The organism is Garicola koreensis, assembly GCF_014195445.1.
Taxonomy (GTDB): Bacteria; Actinomycetota; Actinomycetes; order Actinomycetales; family Micrococcaceae; genus Nesterenkonia; species Nesterenkonia koreensis.
The window spans coordinates 812,576-835,904 of record NZ_JACIBT010000001.1; the positions used below are offsets into that span (position 1 = coordinate 812,576).

General features: G+C 66.6%; 21 protein-coding genes and 1 pseudogene. 8 read left to right on the top strand and 14 right to left on the bottom strand.

Annotated elements, in window-relative coordinates; all coding sequences use genetic code 11:
* Positions 1–3: 3 nt before the first annotated feature.
* The 6 genes and pseudogenes from FHX47_RS03790 to hrcA all read right to left on the bottom strand — a co-directional run bounded on the left by FHX47_RS03790 (position 4) and on the right by hrcA (position 6,256).
* A complete protein-coding gene (locus FHX47_RS03790) occupies positions 4–1,443 on the bottom strand; it encodes a hemolysin family protein (RefSeq protein WP_183357517.1) in 1,440 nt (479 codons plus the stop codon).
* An 83-nt stretch (positions 1,444–1,526) separates the two neighbouring features.
* A pseudogene (ybeY, locus tag FHX47_RS03795) lies at positions 1,527–1,991 on the bottom strand (rRNA maturation RNase YbeY); the annotation flags it as partial.
* Positions 1,992–1,999: 8 nt separating this feature from the next.
* Positions 2,000–3,052 (bottom strand): PhoH family protein, encoded by a 1,053-nt coding sequence (locus tag FHX47_RS03800; RefSeq protein WP_183357854.1) that lies wholly within the window; start codon positions 3,050–3,052, stop codon positions 2,000–2,002.
* A gap of 211 nt (positions 3,053–3,263) precedes the next feature.
* Positions 3,264–4,079, bottom strand: coding sequence for a 16S rRNA (uracil(1498)-N(3))-methyltransferase (locus tag FHX47_RS03805; RefSeq protein WP_183357518.1), 816 nt, complete (start codon positions 4,077–4,079; stop codon positions 3,264–3,266).
* A gap of 23 nt (positions 4,080–4,102) precedes the next feature.
* Complete coding sequence (dnaJ, locus tag FHX47_RS03810; RefSeq protein ID WP_183357519.1) at positions 4,103–5,224, bottom strand: molecular chaperone DnaJ; 1,122 nt, start codon at positions 5,222–5,224, stop codon at positions 4,103–4,105.
* Between the two features lie 3 nt (positions 5,225–5,227).
* Positions 5,228–6,256, bottom strand: coding sequence for a heat-inducible transcriptional repressor HrcA (gene hrcA / locus FHX47_RS03815; RefSeq protein ID WP_183357520.1), 1,029 nt, complete (start codon positions 6,254–6,256; stop codon positions 5,228–5,230).
* Between the two features lie 137 nt (positions 6,257–6,393).
* Between hrcA and FHX47_RS03820 the strand changes: the two genes are divergently transcribed.
* Positions 6,394–7,266: a DUF3097 domain-containing protein gene (locus tag FHX47_RS03820; RefSeq protein ID WP_183357521.1), complete on the top strand. Its 873-nt coding sequence runs from the start codon at positions 6,394–6,396 to the stop codon at positions 7,264–7,266.
* A gap of 226 nt (positions 7,267–7,492) precedes the next feature.
* Entirely contained in the window at positions 7,493–7,828 is a 336-nt protein-coding gene (locus FHX47_RS03825; protein WP_183357522.1) for a DUF4870 domain-containing protein, read from the top strand.
* Between the two features lie 13 nt (positions 7,829–7,841).
* On the opposite strand, the gene hemW is transcribed toward FHX47_RS03825, so the two are convergent.
* The 8 genes from hemW to FHX47_RS03865 form a co-directional block, all read right to left on the bottom strand.
* Complete coding sequence (hemW, locus tag FHX47_RS03830; protein ID WP_183357523.1) at positions 7,842–9,128, bottom strand: radical SAM family heme chaperone HemW; 1,287 nt, start codon at positions 9,126–9,128, stop codon at positions 7,842–7,844.
* 8 nt (positions 9,129–9,136) lie between these two features.
* Positions 9,137–10,993, bottom strand: coding sequence for a translation elongation factor 4 (gene lepA, locus FHX47_RS03835; protein ID WP_183357524.1), 1,857 nt, complete (start codon positions 10,991–10,993; stop codon positions 9,137–9,139).
* Between the two features lie 127 nt (positions 10,994–11,120).
* The gene (gene rpsT / locus FHX47_RS03840; protein WP_183357525.1) at positions 11,121–11,381 is read right to left on the bottom strand and encodes a 30S ribosomal protein S20; all 261 of its coding nucleotides are present in this window, start codon (positions 11,379–11,381) and stop codon (positions 11,121–11,123) included.
* A 228-nt stretch (positions 11,382–11,609) separates the two neighbouring features.
* Positions 11,610–12,617, bottom strand: coding sequence for a DNA polymerase III subunit delta (gene holA, locus FHX47_RS03845; protein WP_183357526.1), 1,008 nt, complete (start codon positions 12,615–12,617; stop codon positions 11,610–11,612).
* Positions 12,618–12,626: 9 nt separating this feature from the next.
* The gene (locus tag FHX47_RS03850) at positions 12,627–13,832 is read right to left on the bottom strand and encodes an MFS transporter (RefSeq protein ID WP_221205968.1); all 1,206 of its coding nucleotides are present in this window, start codon (positions 13,830–13,832) and stop codon (positions 12,627–12,629) included.
* A 31-nt stretch (positions 13,833–13,863) separates the two neighbouring features.
* Positions 13,864–14,334: an Lrp/AsnC ligand binding domain-containing protein gene (locus FHX47_RS11060; RefSeq protein ID WP_183357528.1), complete on the bottom strand. Its 471-nt coding sequence runs from the start codon at positions 14,332–14,334 to the stop codon at positions 13,864–13,866.
* A gap of 111 nt (positions 14,335–14,445) precedes the next feature.
* Positions 14,446–15,036, bottom strand: coding sequence for a redoxin domain-containing protein (locus tag FHX47_RS03860; RefSeq protein WP_221205969.1), 591 nt, complete (start codon positions 15,034–15,036; stop codon positions 14,446–14,448).
* Positions 15,037–15,055: 19 nt separating this feature from the next.
* Positions 15,056–15,487, bottom strand: a complete 432-nt coding sequence (locus FHX47_RS03865; RefSeq protein WP_343064291.1) for a DUF3052 domain-containing protein — start codon at positions 15,485–15,487, stop codon at positions 15,056–15,058.
* A gap of 178 nt (positions 15,488–15,665) precedes the next feature.
* Between FHX47_RS03865 and aceE the strand changes: the two genes are divergently transcribed.
* The 6 genes from aceE (at position 15,666) to FHX47_RS03895 (ending at position 23,326) form a co-directional block, all read left to right on the top strand.
* Positions 15,666–18,389, top strand: a complete 2,724-nt coding sequence (gene aceE, locus FHX47_RS03870) for a pyruvate dehydrogenase (acetyl-transferring), homodimeric type (protein WP_183357530.1) — start codon at positions 15,666–15,668, stop codon at positions 18,387–18,389.
* A gap of 58 nt (positions 18,390–18,447) precedes the next feature.
* On the top strand, positions 18,448–19,623 hold the full coding sequence (locus tag FHX47_RS03875) for a PucR family transcriptional regulator (protein ID WP_183357531.1): 1,176 nt from the start codon (positions 18,448–18,450) through the stop codon (positions 19,621–19,623).
* A gap of 91 nt (positions 19,624–19,714) precedes the next feature.
* Positions 19,715–20,650, top strand: a complete 936-nt coding sequence (locus FHX47_RS03880; protein ID WP_183357532.1) for an acyltransferase domain-containing protein — start codon at positions 19,715–19,717, stop codon at positions 20,648–20,650.
* Positions 20,651–20,706: 56 nt separating this feature from the next.
* Positions 20,707–21,747 carry a beta-ketoacyl-ACP synthase III gene (locus tag FHX47_RS03885; protein ID WP_183357856.1) on the top strand — a complete coding sequence of 347 codons (1,041 nt, stop codon included), beginning with the start codon at positions 20,707–20,709 and terminating at the stop codon, positions 21,745–21,747.
* Positions 21,748–21,811: 64 nt separating this feature from the next.
* Positions 21,812–22,057, top strand: a complete 246-nt coding sequence (locus FHX47_RS03890) for an acyl carrier protein (protein WP_183357533.1) — start codon at positions 21,812–21,814, stop codon at positions 22,055–22,057.
* Between the two features lie 24 nt (positions 22,058–22,081).
* Positions 22,082–23,326, top strand: coding sequence for a beta-ketoacyl-[acyl-carrier-protein] synthase family protein (locus FHX47_RS03895; RefSeq protein WP_183357534.1), 1,245 nt, complete (start codon positions 22,082–22,084; stop codon positions 23,324–23,326).
* Positions 23,327–23,329: the final 3 nt, after the last annotated feature.

Here is a 23,329-nt window from a genome sequence, read left to right on the forward strand (position 1 = left end):
TGCTCATTGTTTCACCTTCTGTAGGGGACCCGTTCGGGGATGCGCTGCCGTCGGGGCAGCTGTTCGGGCAGGGGTGTCGGCAGCCGCGGACTCGGCGTGCTCCAGACGCAGCACCTCGTCCTCGCTGTCGGTGCCCACTCCCCCGCGGGCCCCGCGGCGGTCCTCGGACTCCCAGCTCAGCACATGGGAGACCCGGTTGCGGCGGCCGGCGAGCCGGTCTGCGTGCAGCACCACACCGTCGATCTCCACTTCGGAGCCGGCGATGGGAACGCGTCCCAGGTGCTTGGCCAGCAGCCCGCCGACGGTGTTGACGTCCTCTTCGTCGTCGAGGTCCAGGTCGTAGACGTCGGCGAAGTCGTTCACGCTCATCCGGGCTGAGAGCCGGCGTCGTCCGTCCCCCAGATCCTCCACCTCTTCGACCTCTTGGTCGTATTCGTCAACGATGTCACCGACCAGCTCCTCGATGAGGTCCTCCATGGTCACCAGCCCTGCGGTGCCGCCGTACTCGTCGACGACGACGGCGACGTGGGTCGATTCGCGCTGCAGCTCAGAGAGGAACTCGCCGACTGACTTGGACTCGGGCACATAGCGGACGTCGCGCTGCAGCTCGTCGACGCTGATGGATGCGGCGTCGCGGTCGGCGAACGCGTCCGGGGCTCGGCCCAGCTGCAGCATGTGCTCCAGATTGGCGACGTCCTTGAGGTAGACCATGCCGGTGATGTCATCGGCGGAGCCGCGGGTCACCGGCATACGGGAGTGTCCGGACCCCAGGAACAGGGTCATTGCCTCGTCCAGGTTCGCTTCGGCGTCAACAGTGACCATATCGGTGCGTGGAACCATCACGGCCCGCACCCGGGTGCTGGAGAGGTCGAGGACCGATTCGATCAGCTCTGCTTCGTTGTCTTCGATCACGTCTGATTCGTTGGCCCGGGTGATGTAGTTCAGCAGCTCGTCGTCGTCGAAGAACCCTTGGTCCCCGGCAGTTCCCGGGAGAATTCTGCGGCCCACCCCGGCCAGCCAGACCGGCAGCGGCCCCAGGGCCAGGCGCAGGCCGCGCACCATGCGGGCGGTGGCCGAGGCGATGGGAAGGTGGTAGGCGCGTCCGATCGTCCGCGGTGAGGCGACGGCGCTGATGAGCCCGGCCGCGGCCAGGGCGATGCCGGCGGTGAGCGCGCCCAGCTCCAGGTCCCCGATGATCAGGATCGCCGTCAGGGTGATCAGCACCAGTGCCACAGTGGTCAGCGCCCAGCGCCACATCTGCAGGGCCAGGGTGTGCGGGTTCGGCTGGGCGAGGATCATCTCTACGGCACGAGAGCCGTGCTTCTCGGCGATCTCTTCGGCCTCTTTGCGGGTCAGGCGCAGAAAGGCCGCCTCCGCTGTGGCGAGCAGGAAGGCCAGCGCCGCAGCGGCCGCCGCAGCGCTGATCAGCAGCGTGATGGTCATCGCTCACCCCGGGGCTGGGTCTGAGGAGGCTCGGTTTCCGTGAGCTCGGTTTCGGCAGCCTCGGTTTCAGTGAGCTCGGTTTCAGTCGGCACTGGGGCTTCGTGGCCGAGGAACTCTTCCAGCAGTCGCTTCTGCAGGGTGAACATTTCGGTGCGGGGTGCGGCCTCGTGATGGTCGTAGCCCAGCAGGTGCAGCACCCCGTGGGTGCTCAGCAGGCAGAGTTCATCGATCAGCGGGTGGCCGGCGGCCGTCGCCTGAGCCTGCGCCACTGCCGGGCACAGCACGACGTCGCCCAACACCCCGGCCTCCACCGGGTCGTGGGGGCTGCCGGGGGTGAGCTCATCCATGGGGAAGCTCATCACGTCGGTGGCCCCGGGCAGAGCCATCCATTCCAGGTGCAGCTCTTCCATCTCGGCCTCGTCCACCAGGGTGATGGCCAGTTCCACCTCTGCACCAAGCCCAAGCTCGGCGTAGAGGAAGGCGGTCAGGTCGGTGAGCTCAGCCAGGTGCTCTACGGTGATGAGCCGACTGTCGCTGGAGTCGTCCAGGGAGAGCGTCACGACTCCTCCTGCTCGGAGGGTTCGGAGGTGGATCTCTGCGGGGAGGAGCTCCGCTGGGTGGCTGAGCGTTGGGACGGCGGTCGTTGGAAGCGGTCGCCGCGGCGCTGACCGCCCCGATGCGAGGACGCGCCGCGTTGGGCATTGTTGTGCCGCTCATAGGCGTCGACGATGCGTCCGACCAGTTCGTGGCGGACCACGTCCTCGGAGCCGAATCGGGAGATGGAGATGTCCTCGACGCCCTCGAGGATCTCCAACACGGTGCGCAGCCCGGAGTCGGTGCCGCGGGGCAGGTCGATCTGGGTGATGTCTCCGGTGACTACGATCTTGGAGTTGAATCCCAGTCGGGTCAGGAACATCTTCATCTGCTCGGCAGTGGTGTTCTGCGCCTCATCCAGGATGATGAAGGAGTCGTTCAGGGTCCTGCCGCGCATATAGGCCAGCGGGGCCACTTCGATGGTGCCGGAGGCCATCAGCTGCGGGATCGACTCCGGCTCCAGCATGTCGTGCAGCGCGTCATAGAGCGGACGCAGGTAGGGGTCGATCTTTTCGTTCAGCGAGCCCGGCAGATAGCCCAGGTTCTCCCCGGCCTCCACGGCGGGGCGGGTGAGAATGATCCGGTTGACCTCTTTGGCCTGCAGCGCCTGCACGGCCTTGGCCATGGCCAAGTAGGTTTTGCCGGTGCCGGCCGGGCCGATTCCGAAGAGCACAGTGGACTCGTCGATGGCGTCCACATAGTCTTGCTGGTTGATGGTCTTGGGCCGGATGGCCCGCCCCCGGTGGGAGAGGATGTTGGTGGCCACCATGCGTGCGCTGCTGGGTGCCTCCTGGGCGCGGACCATCGTGGAGATCTGTTCGATGATCTCTTCGCTGGCGGTGGTGCCGGAGGCGGCCAGCGTCTTCAGCTGGGTGAGGATCTCCACGATCTGGGCGGCGTCCTGGGCCGGTCCGGTGACGGTGATCTGCTGGTCGCGCAGTCCGATGTCGGCCTCCGGATACAGGCCCACCAGGATGCGCAGCGCCAGGTCCTGGATGCCCAGGGTCCGGAACATGGTCTCGGGGTCGGCGAAGTGAACCTCGCGCTCAGTGGGGGTCGTCGTGGCAGTCTCGGTAATCAGGTGCCTCACTTGGTCGGTCTACGGGTGCTTCCATTCTACGTCCAAGCCGCCATTGAGCCATCGGTGCCCGGCCTTCTCCACTTTCCGCAGTGCTTCTGCCGGATCGTCGACCTCCAGCTTCACGGTCAGGCAGAAGCGCCACGATTCACCAGTCCCACCGGCCCAGCAGCAGCTGGGTCGCGGCGATGGCGGCCGGTCCGGCGCTGGAGCTGCGCAGCACATGGTGCCCCAGCCGGGCGGTGCGGGCACAGGCGGCAGTCAGCAGCTGCAGCTCCCGGTCGCTGATCCCGCCCTCGGGGCCGATCACCAGGTGCAGCTCATCCAGCGGCCGCTGCCCCTGCGGTGCGCCGAAGTCCTGCAGCACACCGAGCTCCTGCAGCACAGTCTGCAGCGAGATCTTTTCGGCCTCGTGCAGCACGACGACGCCGACCCGCTGCCCCTTCTCGCCCCGCCCCTTCTCGCCTTGCGCCTGCACGTACTGGGCGGTGCTGTGCAGCGGGCGGACCTCAGGGATCGCGGTGCGGCGGGTCTGTTTGGCCGCGGTGGTGACGGTGTTGACCCATTCGGCGTGCTTCTTCGCCTCGCGGCCGGGCTTCCACCGGGCCACCGACCGTTCGGCCTGCCACGGAATCACTGCCTCGACCCCCAGTTCGGTGGCTGATTCCACCGCCTGCAGGTCGCGTCTGTCTTTGGCCAGGGCCTGAACCAGCACCAGGTGCGGCAGCGGCGGCTCCTCGGTGCTCACCGCAACGATCTGCACCTGCAGCTGGCCGGTCTCCACTGCGACGACGACGCCCTCGGCCCGTCTGCTGCGGGTGTCGGAGAGCTGGACCGCTTCGCCGGAGCCCAGCCGCATCACTGTGGCCGCATGGTGGCCCTCGGCCCCGTCCAGCATGATGGTCGAACCTGGCTCAGCGGCGTCGAGCCGTCCGGGCGCCAGGTGGAACAGCGGAGCAGTCATGGTGACCTAGGCGTCGGGGGGATTCAGATCGACTCCCAGGCCTCACGCAGCCTGCTGAACATTCCCTTGGACTCGGTGGTGGATTCTCCCGGCTCCTCCTCGCGCTCCTCAGCGAGCTGCCGCAGCAGATCCTTCTGCTTCTCGGAGAGCTGGCCGGGCGTCTCCACCTTCAGGTGAACCTTGAGGTCGCCGCGTCCGGTGCCGCGCAGGTGGGCGACGCCCTTGCCGCGCAGGGTGATCGTCTCCCCCGACTGGGTGCCGGATTTGACCTCGAGCTGCTCGTCGCCGTCAAAGGTGTCCATGCTGATGGTGGTGCCCAGTGCGGCCGCAGTCATCGGCACGGTCACCGCGGCGTGCAGGTCGTCGCCGCGGCGGGTGAACACCTCGTGGGGCTTCACATCGACTTCGATGAACAGGTCCCCTGGGGGGCCTCCGCCGAGTCCGGCCTCACCCTCACCGGGCAGCCGGATCCGGTTGCCGCGGTCGATGCCGGCGTCGATCTTGAATTTGAGGTTCTTCTGTTCGCGCACCCGGCCCTGGCCGTCACACTCCTGGCAGGGGTCTTCGATGATGTCGCCGAATCCAGAGCAGCGGGCGCAGGTCTGGGTCTGGATGACCGTTCCCAGGATGGAGCGCATGGGGCGCTGGATCTGGCCGTGGCCGTGGCAGTCGGGGCAGGTGCTCGAGGAGGTGCCGGGCCGTTTGCAGGAACCGTCGCACACTGAGCAGGTGACCGCGGTTTCGATCTCCAGCTCCTTGGTGGTGCCGAAGACGGCGTCGCGCAGGTCGATGCGCACCCGCAGCAGCGAGTCCTGGCCCCGGCGGGTGCGTGAGGCGGGGCCGCCGCCGGCACCGCCGCCGCCGAAGAACGTCTCGAAGATGTCGCTGAACCCGCCGAATCCGGAGGCTCCGCCGAACCCGCCGGCAGCCCGGCCGTCGGGGTCTCCGGTGGCGTCGTAGTTCTGCCGCTTCTGCGGGTCAGAGAGCACCTCATAGGCTCGGCCCAGCGCCTTGAACTGCTCTTCGGCGTCCTCGGCCTCGTTGACATCGGGGTGGAGCTTGCGGGCCTTCTTGCGGTAGGCCTTCTTGATCTGCTCCGTCGATGCGCTGCGGTCTACACCCAGTGCCTCGTAGTGATCAGTCAATTCTTATCCTTCAGAAAGTATGCGGGACAAATACCGTGCCATGGCGCGGACCGCCGACATTGTAGAACCGTAGTCCATTCGGGTCGGACCCACCACGCCGAGCTTGGCCCCGTCCCCGCCGACTTCGCTCGGAGCGTATTCTGCGGCGACGACTGCGGTCTCTGCCAGCGAAGCGTGTGAGGTCTCCTGACCGATGCGGATGGAGAGTCCGCGGCGGTCCTGCTGCATTTCGTGCAGCAGCCGCAGCAGCACCACCTGCTCCTCCAGTGCTTCGAGAATCGGCGCGATCGAGGGCCCCAGGTCACCACCTGACTTGGCGAGGTTAGCAGTACCGGCCATGATGATGCGATCCACGCGCCCAGACTCCAGGATCGTCTCCACGGCATGGGCGATCACTGCCATGGCTGGCTGCAGGCTGGGCTCCACGGCCCCGATAAGGTCATCCAGCGGCAGCGGCAGGGCTGCGGCCGAGCGCTGGTGCAGGTGCTCGGAGAGTCGCTGGCCGATCAGGTGCAGGCCCTCCTCGTCCACCGGTTCGGCCAGGGTGGTCATGCGCTGCTCCACTCGTCCGGAGGAGAGGATCACGATGGTCAGCGCCTTCTGCGGGGTCATCTGGATCACGTCGATGTGGCGGATCTTGGCTGAGGAGTGCTGCGGATGCTGAATGACGGCGACCTGGTTGGTGAGCATCGCCAGCAGCCGCACGGTCTGCTCCATCATCGTGTCGTAGTCGTCTGCGGCCTCGGCGAGAATGTCCACGGCGCGCCGCTCGGCTGCTGAGAGCGGCCTGACCTCGGTGATCCGGTCGACGAACAGCCGGTAGCCCTGGTCGGTGGGGATGCGCCCGGCGGAGGTGTGCGGAGCCACGATGAGCCCCTCGTCCTCCAGGTGGGCCATGTCGTTGCGGATGGTCGCCGGCGAGACCTGCAGGTGGTGCCGGTCCACCAGGGCTTTGGAGCCTACCGGTTCCCGGGTGTGGACGTAGTCCTCCACGATGGCGCGCAGCACGTGGAGCCGTCGGGTGTCTGACATGGTCTCGCCTCCTCTCATCCGCATTTCCTATAGATCTGCACACTGATTAGCACTCGCAATGCGTGACTGCCAATTATAGCTAAGCCAGTGTTTCCCGCGCGTATCTGGGCTGCGACCTTGCTAGGCTCCCATACTTGATGAACTTCCCCACTGACTGGGACTCCTGGGGAGCCCAGAACCTCTCGGAACGACGACGCCGCAGCCTCAAGCAGGTGCCGCAGGCCGAGGCCGCTGTGGGCACGGTCGTCGAGGAGCGCGAATCCGGCTGGGTGGGTGCCGTCCTCGGCGTCGAGGCCGCCGCCGGGGTGAAGGTGGTCCGGCTGGAGGACCGCCGTGGGCGGGTGCGCAGCTTTCCGCTGGGCTTCGGCTTCCTCATCGAGGGTGAGTCGGTGGAGCTGACTGCTCCCACACGCACCAAGCGACCCAGCGGCCCGCAGCGCACCGCCTCGGGATCCTTCGCGGTCAGCGGAGCTGGGACCCGCACGGCCCGGGCCTCACGCATCTGGGTGGAGGGCACCCACGACGCCGAGCTGGTCGAGAAGGTCTGGGGCGAGGACCTGCGCCTGGAGGGCATCGTGGTGGAGCCGCTGCACGGTGCCGACGACCTGGCAGCCGCCGTCACCGACTTCAGCCCGGGACCACACCGTCGGCTCGGCGTCCTGCTGGATCACCTGGTTCCCGGGTCCAAAGAGTCGCGAATTGCCGAGCAGGCCATGAGGCTGCCCGGCGCCCGGGGGAACCTGCTGATCCTGGGGCACCCCTATGTGGATGTGTGGCAGGCCGTCCAGCCGCAGCGGGTGGGCCTGGACTCCTGGCCGCATATTCCGCGCGGGACCGACATCAAGGTCGGCACCCTGGCCGCCCTGGGCTGGCCGCACGCCGATCAGCGAGACATCGCCCACGGGTGGAAGCAGATCCTGTCCCGGGTGCGCAGCTACGCGGACCTGGAGCCCAGTCTGCTGGGCCGGGTCGAGGAGCTGATCGACTTTGTCACCGTCGGCGACTCGTGATCTTTCGCACAGGCGCAGACACGCCTGAGCGCTGAGCCAGACTTCTTTAAGCCTCTGCCCGTAGAATCTGCGCATACGAGGCACTACTCCCACCTCACAGTGCCCCGACGACCCCGAAAGGACAGCCCACCCTGTGAGCAACCGGCATGATCGGCAGCATTCCGCACACCGTGGAACTCGCCCCAGCCCGTCCCAGCGGCTGCGGGGCTCAGAAGGACCTGCCCCCATGCTGACCCGCCAGGAGGACACCCGGTGGGCCACGCTGTCGCACTTCGGGGCAGTGGCCGGCTGCCTGCCGGCCCTGGTGATCTACTTCGTCTATCGCGACCGCGGTCCCTTCACCACCCAGGAGTCCAAGGAGGCGCTGAACTTCACGCTTCCGCTGACCCTGATCGTGCTGGTGTTCTACGGGCTGGCTTTCATTCCCGCGATCGCACCCGTGGCTGGTCTGGGCGGCGTGTTCGTCTGGGCGTTCATGGCCATCTCCGGGCTGATCGGCGGCTCGGAGTGCAATAAGGGCCGTCCCTACCGCTACCGGCTCAATCTGCGCCTGCTCCAGTAGGCACCCGGAACACTCACTCCACCAGGCTGCGGGTCACCGCGTCTGCCAAGAGTCTGCCCTTCACGGTCAGCACGGCCCTGCCCTGGGGCCAGGACGACGACGCCGCGGCGGCATCGGCTTCGATCAGCCCCTCGGCGACCAGCGTCTCCAGCGTGGCTGCGGTGATCGGCTCACCACCGCCTCGCAGCAGCGCAGCAAGCCCGTTGAACTCTGCGATGTCCAGGCCCTCAGCAATGCGCAGCCGCAGCATCAGGTGCTCCAGGACGATGGCCTGGTCATCGAGCAGCTCCCGGCCCTGACCGGCCGAGACGCCCTGGTGCATCCGTTGGGCGTAGGCGGCCGGGTGCTTGGCGTTCCACCAGCGCAGCCCGGCCAGGTGCGAGTGCGCCCCGGGGCCGGCGCCCCACCAGTCGGAGTCCAACCAGTAGTTGAGGTTGTGCTGGGACCGGGTCGACTCCCCGGTGGAGTAGTTGGAGACTTCGTACCAGTGGTATCCGGCCTCGACCAGCAGCTCATCGGTGAGCAGGTACTTATCGGCCTGATCATCGGAGTCGATGTCGGCCAGCTGGCCGCGCCGGATCTTTGCCGCCATGGCGGTGCCCTCTTCGATGATCAGCGAGTACGCCGATATGTGGTCCGGGCGCAGCTCGATCGCGGCCTGCAGGCTGGTCCGCCAGTCTTGGAGGGACTCCCCCGGGGTGCCGTAGATCAGGTCCAGTGAGGTCTGCAGCCCGGCGTCCCGGGCCGCCTGGTGGGCTGCGGGGACGTTGTCCGGATTATGAGTGCGGTCCAGGACGCGCAGCACCTCGGGCACGGCGGACTGCATGCCCAGACTCACCCGGGTGAAGCCGGCCTCGGCCAGGGTCTGGGCGGATTCGTCGGTGACGGTGTCCGGGTTGGCCTCAGTGGTGATTTCGGCATTCTCCTCGACGCCGAACAGGTCCCGTGCCCGCTGCAGGATGCGTGCGAGGTCCTCGGCCGGCAGCAGGGTCGGGGTGCCGCCGCCGAAGAAGATGGTGCGCAGCTTCCGCTGCGGTGCTCCGGCGGCCTGCAGGGCGGAGGCGGCAAACTCCAGTTCGCGGATCAGCGTGTCCGGGTAGGAGTCCCGGGAGGCGCCGGGGCCCAGATCCTCTGCGGTGTAGGTGTTGAAGTCGCAGTAGCCGCACCGCACTGAGCAGAAGGGGATGTGGACGTAGAGGCCGAAGGGCTTCTCGGCCCGGGAGGCCAGGGCGTCCCGCACCGGCGGCGGGAAGGAGCCGTCGGCGGGGACGGGGTCACCGATGGGAAGCGGAGCGGGCATCGTCTGGGCTACTTCTTCGCCTTCTCTTTGGACCCGCTCTCGGAGCTCAGCGCAGTGATGAATGCTTCCTGGGGCACTTCGACGGTGCCGACCATCTTCATCCGCTTCTTGCCTTCCTTCTGCTTCTCCAACAGTTTGCGCTTGCGGCTGATATCGCCGCCGTAGCACTTGGAGAGGACGTCTTTGCGGATGGCGCGAATGTTCTCCCGGGCAATGATGCGGCTGCCGATGGCGGCTTGGACGGGCACCTCGAACTGCTGGCGCGGAATGAGGTCCTTCAGCTTCGAGGCCATCTTCACCCCGTAGTCATAGGCCTGGTCGCGGTGGGTGATGGCGCTGAACGCGTCCACCTTGTCGCCCTGCAGCAGGATGTCGACCTTCACCAGGTCCGCGCTCTGCTCCCCGGTGCCCTGCCAGTTCAGGGAGGCGTAGCCCTTAGTGCGTGACTTCAGGTTGTCGAAGAAGTCGAACACGATCTCTGCCAGCGGCATGCTGTAGCGAATCTCCACCCGCTCCTCGGAGAGGTAGTCCATGCCCTGCATGGCGCCGCGACGGCTTTGGCACAGTTCCATCACCGGGCCGATGAACTCTGCCGGCACAATGACGGTGGCATCGACGATCGGTTCACGGATGTCGGCGATCTTGCCCTCGGGGAACTCCGAGGGGTTGGTCACCTGGTGGGTTTCGCCGGACTCGTCGGTGACCTCGTAGACCACGTTGGGGGCGGTGGAGATCAGTTCCAGGTTGTACTCCTGCTCCAGCCGTTCACGGGTGATCTCCAGGTGCAGCAGCCCCAGAAACCCGACGCGGAAGCCGAAGCCCAGCGCGGTGGAGGTCTCCGGCTCAAAGTTCAGTGCGGCGTCGTTGAGCTGCAGCTTCTCCAGCGCCTCGCGCAGCACCGGGAATTCGCTGCCGTCGATGGGGAACAGCCCGGAGAACACCATGGGGCGGGGCTCCTGGTAGCCGCGGATGAGCTCGTCAGCCGGCCGGGCCTGGGAGGTGACTGTGTCACCGACCTTGGACTGGCGCACATCCTTCACCCCGGTGATCAGGTACCCGACCTCGCCGATGCCCAAGCCCTGGGTGGGCTTCGGTTCGGGCTGGGAGACTCCGATCTCCAGCAGCTCGTGGGTCGCACCGGTGGACATCATTCTGATCTTCTCGCGGTGACCGAGGGACCCGTCGACGACGCGGACGAAGGTGACCACACCGCGGTAGGTGTCGTAGACGGAGTCGAAGATCATCGCTCGTGCCGGGGCCTCAGCGTCGCCCTCGGGGGCGGGGACCTCTTCGACGATGCGGTCCAGCAGCTCTTCAACACCTTCTCCGGTCTTGCCGGAGACCCGCAGCACCTCTTCGGGCTCGCAGCCGATGAGCCCGGCGATCTCTGCGGCGTACTTGTCCGGCATCGCCGCCGGCAGGTCGATCTTGTTGAGCACCGGAATGATCACCAGGTCGTGCTCCATGGCCAAATACAGGTTGGCCAGGGTCTGGGCTTCGATGCCCTGGGCTGCGTCGACCAGCAGCAGCGCACCTTCGCAGGCGTCCAGCGAGCGGGAGACTTCGTAGCTGAAGTCGACGTGGCCGGGAGTGTCGATCATGTGGAAGGCGTAGGTGTCCTCCGCGTGCTCCCAGGGCATGCGCACCGCCTGGGATTTGATGGTGATGCCGCGCTCACGCTCGATGTCCATCCGGTCCAGGTACTGGGCCTTCATCTGCCTGGGCTGCACCACGCCGGTGAGCTGGAGCATGCGGTCAGCGAGGGTGGATTTGCCGTGGTCGATGTGCGCGATGATGCAGAAGTTGCGGATCATCTCAGGATCGGTCTTGGCGGGCACCAGCGGAGTGCTTGCCTGGGGACTCACGTGTTCAATCCATCCTTCGCGTCGGGGTCAGTCCATCATATAGAGGGAAGGTCCCGCACGATCAGATCGTACGGGACCTTCCCTGAAGTTTACCTCCGGCCGCCTCAGCGGGCACCGGCAACTGACCTCAGAGCGCGTCGACCACCTTGGCGATGCCCGACTTGCGGTTGGCGGCCTGGTTGCGGTGGATGACTCCCTTGGAGGCAGCCTTGTCCAGCTTGCGGGCCGCGGAGCGCTGGGCCTTGACCGCAGCGTCCTTGTCACCGTTGGATGCCGCGGCGCGGACCTTCTTCACCGCAGTCTTCACGTCGGACTTCACCGCCTGGTTGCGCAGGCGACGCTTCTCGTTGGTGAGGTTGCGCTTCTTCTGGGACTTGATGTTTGCCACGTGTTATTCCTTACGTCTGCTCTGTGATGACCTGCACTGCCTGGTGTGCTCTTCACGGCACGACGACGACCGAAGTTTTCAGTGGTGTGGGGCACCATGGCGATCCGCCGTCTGCTCCTCAGGGAGAGGGCCCATGAGCAGGCGAGGCTGATTGTGCCGTCGTCAGGCAGTGCATGACCCGACTGCGCGGATCCTAGACACTAGCTTCCAATCTTAGCAGACCACACCTCATACTCCTGAGGCGATGGTCGCAATGGCTTTCTCCACCGCGTACTCCGGTGTGCGGGAGACGCCTTTGACCTCGGCATCTGCCTGGGCGACTGCCTCCACGGCGTCGGCTGCCCGGGTGGGAGTCCAGCGCCGGGCGGTCTCGGCGGCCTGCTTCAGCTGCCAGGGCGGAAGCTGCAGGGCGGAGGCCAATTGGCCCTGGGAGCCGCGGTGGTCCACCAGTGCGGCGATCTGCCGGCCCAGCCGGGCCAGTGCGGCGGTGATCGCCACTGGGGAGACCCCGGTGGCCAGAGCGTGGCGGTAGAGCCTGGCTGCGGCCTCGGCACGGCCGTCGAATGCGGCCCCGGCCACCTTGAACGCGCTGGCCTCCACCCGGCCGCCGAAGTACTGGTCCACGTGGTCGGCGGTGATCTCGCCTTCGACATCTCGCATCAGCTGTTGGCCGGCCCCGCCCAGGTCGGAGAGGCTGCTGCCGGCCGCGGCGACCAGCGCCCGGGCCGCATCGGGGTGGATGGTGCGGTGGGCCGCGCGGAACTCCTGGCGCAGAAAGTCGAGCTTATCGGCGTCGGACTTCACCGGGGAGCAGTCGATGACCACTGCTCGTCTGCCCAGCGCGTCCAGCAGCTTTTTGCCGCGGTTGCCGCCGCTGTGGCGCAGGATGAGGGTCACGTCCTCGTCGTCGGGCTCTTCCAGGTAGCGCAGGGCATCGGCTAGGAAGGTGTCGTTCATCTGCGCGAGATCCTCGACCAGGATGAGCCGCGGCTCACCGAACAGTGACGGTGAGGTCAGTCTGGTCAGCTCTCCCGGCCCCGCCTCGGAGGCGTCCAGGCGGGTGTACTCGAGATCGGGGTGCTGGGCCTTCAGCGCAGTCTTGATCCGGTCCAGCGCTCGGGTGGCCAGATAGTGCTCGGAGCCTTTCAGCAGCATCAGCGAGGCTGGCTCCGCGGTGCGGAAGGTGCTCGCCGATGCTGAACCGGTGCTCTGAGTGCTTCTGCCGCGCGGTGCCATGATCACATCCTAACGGTGCAGCTGGACGCTGCGCCCGGCGAAGAGACCGGCGACCAGCAGAGCGCCGCTGAGCCCGATGCAGACCCACAGCACCGGGGTCCAGGTGCCGGTGGCCTCGTACAGCGTTCCGGCCATGACCGGGCCCCCGGCCGCCAGCAGATACCCGAAGCCCTGCACCATGCCGGAGAGCTTGCCCACCTGGGTGGGGGTCGCGGCACGCAGGGAGATGAAGCTCAGCCCCAGCATCAGCAGTGCACCGGAGGCGATGCCGCTGGACAGCGCCCACACCGGCATCAGCTGCGGCAGCTGGATCATGCCCAGCAGTCCGATGATCATGAAGCTGGTGATCACGGTGGCAATCCCGCGCTGGTCTCGGGTGCGCTGCATGATGTGGCCGACGATCAGGCTGCTGAGGACTCCCACGGCCTGGAACACGGCCAGCCAGTAGCCGGCCTGGCTCTCCCCCACCCCCTGTGCTGTCTGCACGGCCGGGAACCAGGTCAGCAGCACAAAGAACAGCGAGGACTGGAGCCCGAAGAATATGGTGACCTGCCACGCCAGGGGTTGGCCGATGATGGTTGCCGGCGCGGCACCGTGGCTCGGATCCGTCGTCGCCGTCGTCGTCGGTCGATGCGGGACCTTCCCCATGCGCAGGGTCCAGGCGGCTGCTCCCAGCAGCGCCATCACCGCAGGTGCGCCCAGAGCTGGGCCCCAGTCGAAGAGCTCGGCCAGCGGCACCGCCGCCGCCGAGAATCCGGCCGCGGCCCCCACCATGGTGGCGGTGTAGACCCCGGTCATCAGCGGCACCCGGTCCGGGAAGTCGCGTTTGACCACTGCCGGCACCAGCACGTTGCCCACCCCGATGGCGGCCGCCAGCACCACGGTCCCCAGAAAGAGCGCGGCTTCGGTGCTCAGCAGCGGGTTCTGCGGTGCCGCACGCAGCAGCGTGCCGGCCGCCAGCAGCAGCAGGGCGCCCAAGATAGTGGGCTCCAGGCCGAAGCGTCCACTGAGCAGGTGCACGCTCGGTGAGACCAGGGCGAAGGCGATCACCGGGATCGCGCCCAGCAGACCCAGCAGCGTGGGGCTCAGGGCGGTGTCGGCGCCGATGGTCTCGACCAGCGGACCGACCACAGTGATCGCCGGGCGCAGATTGATGGTGACCATCAGCACTGTGGCCAGCAGCAGAAGCTGACTCGGCGCGCGCGTCGGCATCATGTCCACTGTATAGCGGCGCAGCGGCTGGGTCTCACGAATCGATGGCGTCAGTGTCCACACCGGCGCGCGGAGACTTGATGACCTTCATGGGGAAGGCAGAGTGGGTCACGGTGACTCCGGGAATGGTCAGCAGCCGAGTGGTGAGGAAGCGCTCATAGGCGGTCAGGTCGGCCACCGCTACTCGGGCGAAATAGTCGGGGGTGCCGAAGAGCCGGTACAGCTCCCGGACCTCGTCGAAGGCCTCTACGGTCTGCTCGAACTCCGGGACGCTGTTGTGGTCGAGCTGATTGAGCTCGATGGAGACACCGACTTCGAAGCTGCGGCCCATTGCTTCGGGGCTGATCTGGGCCGTGTAGCCGAGGATCACCCCGTCGGCCTCCAGTTTTTGGACTCGCCGCAGGCACGGCCCGGGGGTGAGCCCCACGTGCTTGGCCAACGCCGCGTTGGATATGCGCGCGTTGTGCGTCAGCGCCTCCAGGATGGCGCGGTCCACAGAATCCACATGGCAGAGTCTTTCATCACCGAGGCGAAATGGTCAGTCGCACCGAGCCCGTCCCACATACTGAAACGTCCGGTACTTGCGCGGGCAGGCAGCCGCCACAGCGGGACATCCTCACAGCGTGCGCAGCAGCTGCAGGGTCTGATCCACGCTGCGCGCCTCGTTGTTCTGCGAGGCGATCTGATGCTGGACCCGCAGACCGCCGTCGAGCAGAAAGCTGACCCGCTGCGGTGCCCCGGTGTGCGGATTGAGCACCCCGTACTGCTGTGCCGCTGCGCCGTGGGGCCAGAAGTCACTGAGCAGCTGCGGGCCCCCATCAGTCTGACTCACGCCAGTCTGATCCGACCCCCGCCCGGCGGCCTCGAGGCTGTTGACCAGCTCATCGGCATAGGCCCGCAGGGTGTGCACCGCGTCGCAGCTGATCGCCAGCACTGAGGCACCGGTGCGCTGGAACTCCGCCCAGCGCCGGTGCACCTCGCGCAGCTCGGATCCACAGACCCGGCTGAAGGCGAAGGGGTAGAACATCAGCAGCACAGGTGCCCCGGCAGCGGCGGCCAGCTCCACACTCTCACCGTGCTGATTGCGCAGCGTGAAGCCTGGGGCCGCGGCACCGGTCCCAGGGGGCGCCGGCTGAGTGCTGCCCAGAGTTGGGCGGGCCGGGTCTGGGCTGACGGCTTCGGCCCCGCGCGCTGGGTACTCAGCCACCGATTCTCTCCCCCGGTGCTCAGGCTTTGCGCTGGACCAGCCGGGTGGCGGCCCAGTTGGCGCTCACCCCAGCGGAGGAGGTCACGTGCATCCCCGCGTTGGGGGCCGCATCCTGGATCTCCACCGGCGGCACGTATCCGTCACGGCCGGAGCGCGGTGTCATCAGCCACACCACTCCGCCCTCGTCGAGCGTGGTGAGGGCGTCCATCAGGGCGTCGGTGAGATCATCGTCGCCGTCGCGGAACCACAGCAGGGCAACGTCGACCACTTCCTGCTCGTCCTCATCGATCAGCGGCTCATCAAGGTGCTCCTCCAGAACGTCGCGGAGGTCATCATCGACGTCGTCATCGAGTCCGATCTCCTGAATCAGGGTGTCGGGCTTGAGCCCGAGCTCGTCGAGAAGGCTGGTGTCGTCGACCACGTTGGTGGCGGCATCGTACTTCTGTTCCACATGGCCAACGTTACGCGGAATCGGGCCCAGGCGGTAAGTGCAACGCCACAGGCAGCAGGTAGAGTTGCGTTCTGTGACCCCGGTGGGCGGACATCCTGCCCGCTGTGAGCTCACCCAAGACCTCGAAGGCCCCACCACCCCAGGGCCGCAGAACGACCGAGAGAAAAGGTGCCTACCCATGAGCGCTGGTGAAGAGACGTCGCACATTCGTAGTGGTTTGGTCGATCAGTTGCCCGACGTTGATCCCGAGGAGACTGCTGAGTGGTTGGAGTCCTTCGACCAGTTGGTGGAGTTTCACGGCACTGAGCGTGCGGAGTACATGATCCGCACCCTGCTGCAGCGTGCTGGGGCGAAGTCGATCGGCGTGCCGATGGTGACCACCACTGACTATGTGAACACCATTCCTTTGGATCAGGAGCCGGAGTTCCCTGGTGACGAGGAGATGGAGCGTCGCTACCGGCGTCTGCTGCGGTGGAACGCTGCGGTGATGGTTCATCGTGCTCAGCGTGAGGACATCGGGGTGGGCGGCCACATCTCCTCCTATGCGGGGGTGGCCACGCTGTATGAGGTGGGATACAACCACTTCTTCCGTGGGGCTGATCATCCTGGTGGTGGTGACCAGATCTTCTGGCAGGGCCACTCCTCACCGGGCAACTATGCCCGCGCGTATCTGCAGGGCCGACTGACCGAGGAGCAGCTCAATGGGTTCCGGCAGGAGGCCTCCAAGGCCCCCAATGGGCTGAGCTCGTACCCGCATCCGCGGCTGATGCCCGATTTCTGGCAGTTCCCCACCGTGTCGATGGGGATCGGGCCGATGAATGCGATCTATCAGGCCCAGTTCAACCGGTACCTGCACAACCGCGGCATCAAGGACACCTCGGATCAGAACGTGTGGGCCTTCCTCGGTGACGGAGAGATGGATGAGCCGGAGTCTCGTGGGCTGCTGCACCTGGCGGCCAATGAGAATCTGGACAACCTGCACTTTGTGATCAACTGCAACCTGCAGCGCTTGGACGGGCCGGTGCGCGGCAACGGCAAGATCGTCCAGGAGCTGGAGGCCTTCTTCCGCGGGGCCGGGTGGAACGTGATCAAGGTGCTGTGGGGCCGGGAATGGGATGAGCTGCTGGACGCCGACGACGACGGCGAGCTGGTGCGCATCATGAACGAGACCCTCGACGGGGACTATCAGACCTATAAGGCCGAGTCCGGTGAGTTTGTCCGGGAGCACTTCTTCGGCCGCTCAGCAAAGACCAAAGAGATGGTCGCTGAGATGTCTGATGATCAGATCTGGGGGCTCAAGCGCGGCGGCCACGACTATCAGAAGGTCTACGCCGCCTATCAGGCCGCGCAGGCCACCCAGGGCAAACCCACCGTCATCCTGGCGCAGACCATCAAGGGCTACGGGCTGGGTCCCAGCTTTGAGGGCCGCAACGCGACCCACCAGATGAAGAAGCTCACCGTTGATGACCTGAAGCGCTTCCGTGACACGCTGCGCATCCCGGTCAGTGATGAGCAGCTGGAGAACGACCTCTACGACGTGCCCTACTACCACCCCGGTGATGACGCTGAGGAGATCCGCTACATCGCCGAACGGGAGAAGCAGCTCGGCGGTGCCCTGCCCCAGCGCCCGGCCGGGGTCAGCTCGCTGGAGCTTCCCGGGGAGAAGACCTACGCCCAGGCCAAGAAGGGCTCCGGCAAGCAGAAGGCCGCGACCACGATGGCGTTTGTGCGTCAGCTCAAAGATCTGATGCGCCATAAGGGCATCGGCGAACGCATCATGCCCATCGTCCCCGACGAGGCCCGCACCTTCGGGATGGACTCCTTCTTCCCCACGGCGAAGATCTATAACCCCCACGGTCAGAACTACCTCTCCGTGGACCGTGAGCTGATGCTGGCCTACAAGGAGTCCGCCCAGGGGCAGCTGCTGCACCCGGGCATCAACGAAGCCGGCGCAGTCGCCGCGTTCACCGCCGCAGGCACCAGCTACTCCACCCACAACGAACCCATCATCCCCTTCTACGTGTTCTACTCCATGTTCGGGTTCCAACGCACCGGCGACTCCCTCTGGGCCGCAGCCGACCAGCTGACCCGCGGGTTCATCATCGGCGCCACCGCCGGACGCACCACCCTGGTGGGTGAGGGACTCCAACACCTGGACGGGCACTCGCCGCTGCTGGCCTCCACCAACCCCGCGGTGAAGACCTTCGACCCCGCCTACGGCTACGAGATCGCCCACATTCTGGAGAACGGGCTCTACGAGATGTACGGCGACCACGACGGTGATCACAACGTGATGTACTACATCACCGTCTACAACGAACCTGTCACCCACCCCGCCCAGCCAGAGCACCTGGATGTTGAGGGTGTCAAACGCGGCATCTATAAGCTCTCCACCTCCGAGCACGACGGGGAGAAGGTCCAGCTGCTGGGCTCCGGGGTTTCGGTGCCCTGGGCCCTGGAGGCCCAGGAGCTCCTCGCAGAGGACTGGGGCGTCTCAGCTGATGTGTGGAGTGTGACCAGCTGGAACGAGCTGCGCCGCCAGGCGCTGGACGTGGAGCAGTCAGCCATGCTCGACCCCGAGCGCGAGCCCGAGGTCCCCTTCGTCACCCAGCAGCTGCAGGGCGCCGAAGGCCCGATCATCGCCACTACCGACTTCATGTCGGCCATCCCTGACCAGATCCGCCAATTCGTGCCCAACGAGTTCGCCACCCTGGGAGCCGACACCTACGGCATCTCCGACACCCGGGCCGCAGCCCGCCGGCTCTTCCGCATCGACGCCCACTCCATGGTCGTGCGCGCCCTGCAGATGCTCGGCAAGGAGAAGGAGGCCGACCAAGCCATCACCAAGTACGACCTCACCAACGTCAACGCAGGAACCTCCGGCACCGCCGACGACGAATAGCCCACCACCAGAGCAGCCCGTTGGTTTGTAGGGTCTGCACAAAGTACGCTCGATCCCTATGAGCGTCGACTCGGGCAAGCTGCCGCCTGCGGTGAAGGTCAGCGATGAGGCCCTGAAAGTGCTGCAGCGCAACTCCGGGGCGCTGACCACCACCGTGGGTCAGCACCTGGAGGAGCGACTCACCTGGTACAAGCAGCTGGGCACTGAGGAGCGGGCTTCGCTGCGGCTGATCTCGCAGCGCGGGATCCAGGGGCTGATCAACTGGCTGCAGGACCCCGCCTCGCGGAACCTGCCGCTGGTCAATGAGCTGCTGGGGCCCGCACCGACGGACCTGATGCGCACCATTTCGCTGCAGCGGGCCCTGCAGCTGATCCGCACCATCGTGGAGGCGGTTGAGCAGCGGCTGCCCGGGCTGATGCCTGCTGATGACCGGCAGCTGATGCGCGAGGCCGTGCTGCGCTACTCCCGCGAGGTCGCCTTCGCGATTGCTGATGTCTACGCACGTGCCGCAGAGTCCCGCGGAGCGTGGGATTCGCGGCTGGAGGCGCTGCTGGTGGACGCAGTGCTGCGCGCAGAGCCCACCGAGCAGATTGCCTCCCGCGCCGCGGCTGTGGGCTGGCAGAGCCAGGACCGGACCGTGGTGGTGATCGGAGGCGCCCCGGACCAGGCCGACTCGGTGTTCATGTCGCACCTGCGCCGCCAATGCATACGCTTCGCCACCGACGCCGTCGTCGGGGTGCAGGGCGATCGGCTGATTCTGCTGCTGGGCGGGGTCACCGACTTGGCCGAGGGCCTGGACCGGGTGATGCCGCACTTCGGCGCCGGGCAGCTGGTCTACGGCAGCCACGATGGGCCCATCGCCCAGTCCTCGCGCTGCGCACAGTCAGTCTTCGCCGGGTTCTCCGCCGCTGATGCGTGGCCCCGGGCGCCCAGGCCGGTGGCCGCTGAGGATCTGCTGCCCGAACGTGCCCTGGCCGGTGATCAGCACGCGAAGCACTTTTTGGTCACCGGAATCTACGCGCTGCTTGAGCAGGCCGGGCACTCTCTGCTGGAGACCGTGGAGTCCTACGTCAACGCCGGGCATTCCTTGGAGGCCACAGCGCGGGAGCTCTTTGTGCACACCAACACCGTGCGCTACCGGCTCAAGCGGGTCACTGAGGTCACCGGATGGGACCCGATGGAGCCCCGGGACGCCTACGTGCTGCAGACGGCGCTGGCACTGGGCAGACTGTAGAAGAGTTGTAGAAAAGCTACAACGCACCCGGGGCTGACGTGGTTGCCCCGGTCCAGGACGAAGCGGCCCCCAGGATGGGAAGGTGGAGACTGTGCTAGCAATCGTATGTCCAGGACAAGGTTCCCAGACCCCGGGCCTCCTCGCCCCGTGGTTGGAGGACGCCAGTGCCCGTGATCTGCTGACCGGCTTCTCCGAGGCCTCCGGCACTGATCTGCTGCGCCACGGCACCGAATCTGATGAGGCCACCATCCGCGACACTGCAGTGGCCCAGCCGCTGATCGCTGCGGCCAGCCTGCTCAGCGCACACGCTCTGGGCCTGACCGCCCAGCAGCTGGCCTCCCTGGGTGACCGGGTCCTCGTCTCCGGACACTCCGTCGGTGAGATTCCGGCGGCGGCCCTGGCTGGGGCGCTCACCGATGAGCAGGCCCTGGAACTGATCGCAGTGCGCGCTCAGGCCATGGCTGAGGCCGCCCACGCAGCTCCGACTGGGATGTCGGCGGTGCTCGGCGGCAAGGCCGATGAGGTGATCACCGCCATCGAGGCGGCCGGGCTGAAGGCCGCCAACGTCAACGCACCCGGTCAGGTGGTGGCCGCCGGCTCCCAACAGGCGCTGGAGCAGCTGGCCGAGAACCCGCCGGCGCGCACCCGAGTCATTGCGCTGAAGGTCGCAGGAGCCTTCCACACCGACTACATGGCCCCGGCCGCGAAGAGTCTGGCCGAGGCCGCCGAAGCAGTCCAGCCCACCGATCCGCAGGTCACCCTGCTCTCAAACCGGGACGGGACCGCCGTCGACGCCGGCGCGGAGGTGCTGCGTCGCATCATCGCTCAGGTGACTTCTCCGGTGCGCTGGGACCAGTGCATGGAATCGATGTCCGCCATGGGCGTCACCGGCGTCCTGGAGCTGATGCCCGGCGGTACCCTGGTAGGACTGGCCAAACGAGGCCTCAAGGGCGTCGCCTCGTATGCGCTGACCTCTCCGGAGGACCTCGAGGGCGCCGCAGAATTCATCACCGAGCACACCAGCTGATCCTCAGCAGACCGAAAGGCCCTACCGACGTGACCGCCGTCCACTCCGCCGCCCCCCTGACTCAGACTGTCCCCACTGAGGCAACCACCGTCATCGGCCTGGGTGCCCACCGGCCCGATGTCGTGGTCGACAACGAACAGATCTGCCAATGGATCGACTCCTCCGATGAGTGGATCAGAAAACGCACCGGCATCGTGACCCGCCATCGCGCACCAGCGGATGTCTCCGTGGTCGATATGGCCCTGGGCGCTTCCCAGGAGGCCCTCAGCGATGCCGGCATTGAGCCCGCTCAACTGGGCGGGGTGATCGTCTCCACGGTGACTCATCCCTACCAGACACCCTCGGCGGCCTCGGACCTGGCCCACCGGCTGGGTGCCACGCCGGCTGCCGCCTACGACATCTCGGCCGCCTGCGCCGGCTACTGCTACGGGATCGGCCAGGCCGACGCGCTGGTACGCTCCGGTGCGGCAGAGTATGTGCTGGTCGTCGGGGTGGAGAAGCTCAGCGACGTCATCGACAACCATGAGCGTTCCATCTCCTTTCTGCTCGGCGACGGCGCAGGCGCCGCCGTCGTCGGCCCCTCCGACACCGCGGGCATCTCTCCTTCCGTGCTCGGCTCCAACGGGGAGCAGTGGAGTGCGGTCTCGATGGACAACTCCCTGCTGCGGCTGCGCGACGCCCTCTTCGACGCGCAGACCTCAGGCGATGCCTCCCGGCTGCTGGATCCCGAGGAGCGGCTGTGGCCGACCCTGCGCCAGGACGGTCAGACCGTGTTCCGCTGGGCGGTGTGGGAGATGGCCAAAGTCGCCAAGCAGACCCTTGAGGCCTCCGGACTGCAGCCGGAGGACCTCACCGCTTTTGTGCCGCACCAGGCCAATATGCGTATCATCGACGAGCTCGCCAAGCAGCTGAAGCTGCCCGAGCACGTGCTGATCGGCCGCGACATCGCAGATGCCGGCAACACCTCTGCGGCCTCGATTCCGCTGGCACTGCACCGACTGCGCAGCGAGAACCCGGAGATCAGCGGCGGCTATGCGCTGCAGATCGGCTTCGGCGCTGGGCTGGTCTACGGCGCCCAAGTGATCCGCATCCCATAGAATCAGCTTCTCAGGAAGTATCCTCCTGAAAGACCAAAACCGCACAACCGAAAGGAAACACCCAATGGCTGACAAGAACGCGATCCTCGCAGGCCTGGCTGAGATCGTCGAGGAGGAGACCGGCTTGGAGACCGAAGAGGTCAAGCTGGAGAAGTCCTTCACCGAGGACCTGGACATCGACTCCATCTCGATGATGACCATCGTGGTCAACGCCGAGGAGAAGTTCGACGTGAAGATCCCCGACGAAGAGGTGAAGAACCTCGCCACTGTCGGCGACGCCGTCAACTACATCGCTAACGCCCAGGGCTGAAAAGACCCTTCCGAAAGGAGCCCCATGTCACGCCGCCTCGTTATTACCGGACTCGGTGCCACCACCCCAATCGGCGGTGACGTGCCCAGCCTGTGGGATAACGCGCTGACAGGGACTGCTGGTGCCAAGACCCTGGAGCACGAATGGGTGGAGGAGTACCAGCTGCCGGTCACATTCGCCGCCGAAGCCTCACATGAGCCAGCTGAGACGCTCAGCCGGCCCGAGACGCGGCGGATGGACCGCTCCACTCAGTTCGGCATGGTCGCCGCCCGCCAGGCGTGGGCCGACGCCGGACTGGACCAGGTGGAACTCGACCCGGAGCGGGTCGCGGTCAGCTTCGCCACCGGCATCGGTGGTGTCTGGACGCTGCTGGACTCCTGGGACACGCTGCGCAACAAGGGGCCGCGGCGGGTGCTGCCGATGACCGTGCCGATGCTCATGCCCAATGGTGCTGCCGCGGCGATCAGCCTGGATCTGGGTGCTCACGCTGGGGCGCGCACGGCCGTCTCAGCCTGCGCCTCCGGGGTAGAGTCGCTGATCATGGCCATGGACCTGCTGCACAACGGCGACGCCGAGGTGGTGGTGGCCGGCGGCACCGAAGCAGCCATCCACCCGCTGCCCATGGCGGCCTTCGCCAATATGCAGGCGCTTTCGCGTCGCAATGACGACCCGGGCGCGGCCTCACGGCCCTACGACGTCGACCGCGACGGTTTCGTCATGGGCGAGGGTGCCGGGTCGCTGGTCATCGAGACTGAGGAGCACGCCAAAGCCCGAGGCGCCACCATCTATGCGGAGTTGGCCGGCGGCGGGATCACATCCGACGCCTACCACATCACAGCACCTGACATTGAAGGCGCCGGCGCCACCAGAGCGCTGCGCAAGGCGATGGCCTCTGCGGATGCGGGCGTGGAGGAGATCAGCCATGTCAATGCGCATGCGACCTCCACCCCGGTCGGTGACATTCCCGAGTACACGGCGATGAAAGCTGCCTTCGGCTCCCACCTGGAGAACATCTGCGTCTCCGCCACCAAGTCTCAGACTGGACACCTGCTCGGTGCCGCCGGTGCGGTGGAGTCGGTGCTGACGGTGAAGGCTCTGGCCGACCGGAAAGCGCCGGTGACCATCAATCTGGAGAATCAGGATTCCGAGATTCCGCTGGACGTGGTCAGCGGCTCACCGCGAGATCTGGGCAGCAAGGATCAGGTGGGCATCTGCTCCAGCTTCGGCTTCGGCGGCCACAACGCCGTCGTCGCCTTCCGCACCGCCTGAGGC

Coding starts and splice junctions, on each gene's coding strand:
- FHX47_RS03790 (WP_183357517.1), bottom strand. CDS start 1,443: ATGACCATCACGCTGCTGATCAGCGCTGCGGCGGCCGCTGCGGCGCTG.
- hrcA (WP_183357520.1), bottom strand. CDS start 6,256: ATGTCAGACACCCGACGGCTCCACGTGCTGCGCGCCATCGTGGAGGAC.
- FHX47_RS03825 (WP_183357522.1), top strand. CDS start 7,493: ATGCTGACCCGCCAGGAGGACACCCGGTGGGCCACGCTGTCGCACTTC.
- hemW (WP_183357523.1), bottom strand. CDS start 9,128: ATGCCCGCTCCGCTTCCCATCGGTGACCCCGTCCCCGCCGACGGCTCC.
- FHX47_RS03805 (WP_183357518.1), bottom strand. CDS start 4,079: ATGACTGCTCCGCTGTTCCACCTGGCGCCCGGACGGCTCGACGCCGCT.
- FHX47_RS03875 (WP_183357531.1), top strand. CDS start 18,448: ATGAGCGTCGACTCGGGCAAGCTGCCGCCTGCGGTGAAGGTCAGCGAT.
- FHX47_RS03895 (WP_183357534.1), top strand. CDS start 22,082: ATGTCACGCCGCCTCGTTATTACCGGACTCGGTGCCACCACCCCAATC.
- FHX47_RS03800 (WP_183357854.1), bottom strand. CDS start 3,052: ATGTTCCGGACCCTGGGCATCCAGGACCTGGCGCTGCGCATCCTGGTG.
- FHX47_RS03820 (WP_183357521.1), top strand. CDS start 6,394: ATGAACTTCCCCACTGACTGGGACTCCTGGGGAGCCCAGAACCTCTCG.
- FHX47_RS03890 (WP_183357533.1), top strand. CDS start 21,812: ATGGCTGACAAGAACGCGATCCTCGCAGGCCTGGCTGAGATCGTCGAG.
- aceE (WP_183357530.1), top strand. CDS start 15,666: ATGAGCGCTGGTGAAGAGACGTCGCACATTCGTAGTGGTTTGGTCGAT.
- holA (WP_183357526.1), bottom strand. CDS start 12,617: ATGGCACCGCGCGGCAGAAGCACTCAGAGCACCGGTTCAGCATCGGCG.
- FHX47_RS03850 (WP_221205968.1), bottom strand. CDS start 13,832: ATGATGCCGACGCGCGCGCCGAGTCAGCTTCTGCTGCTGGCCACAGTG.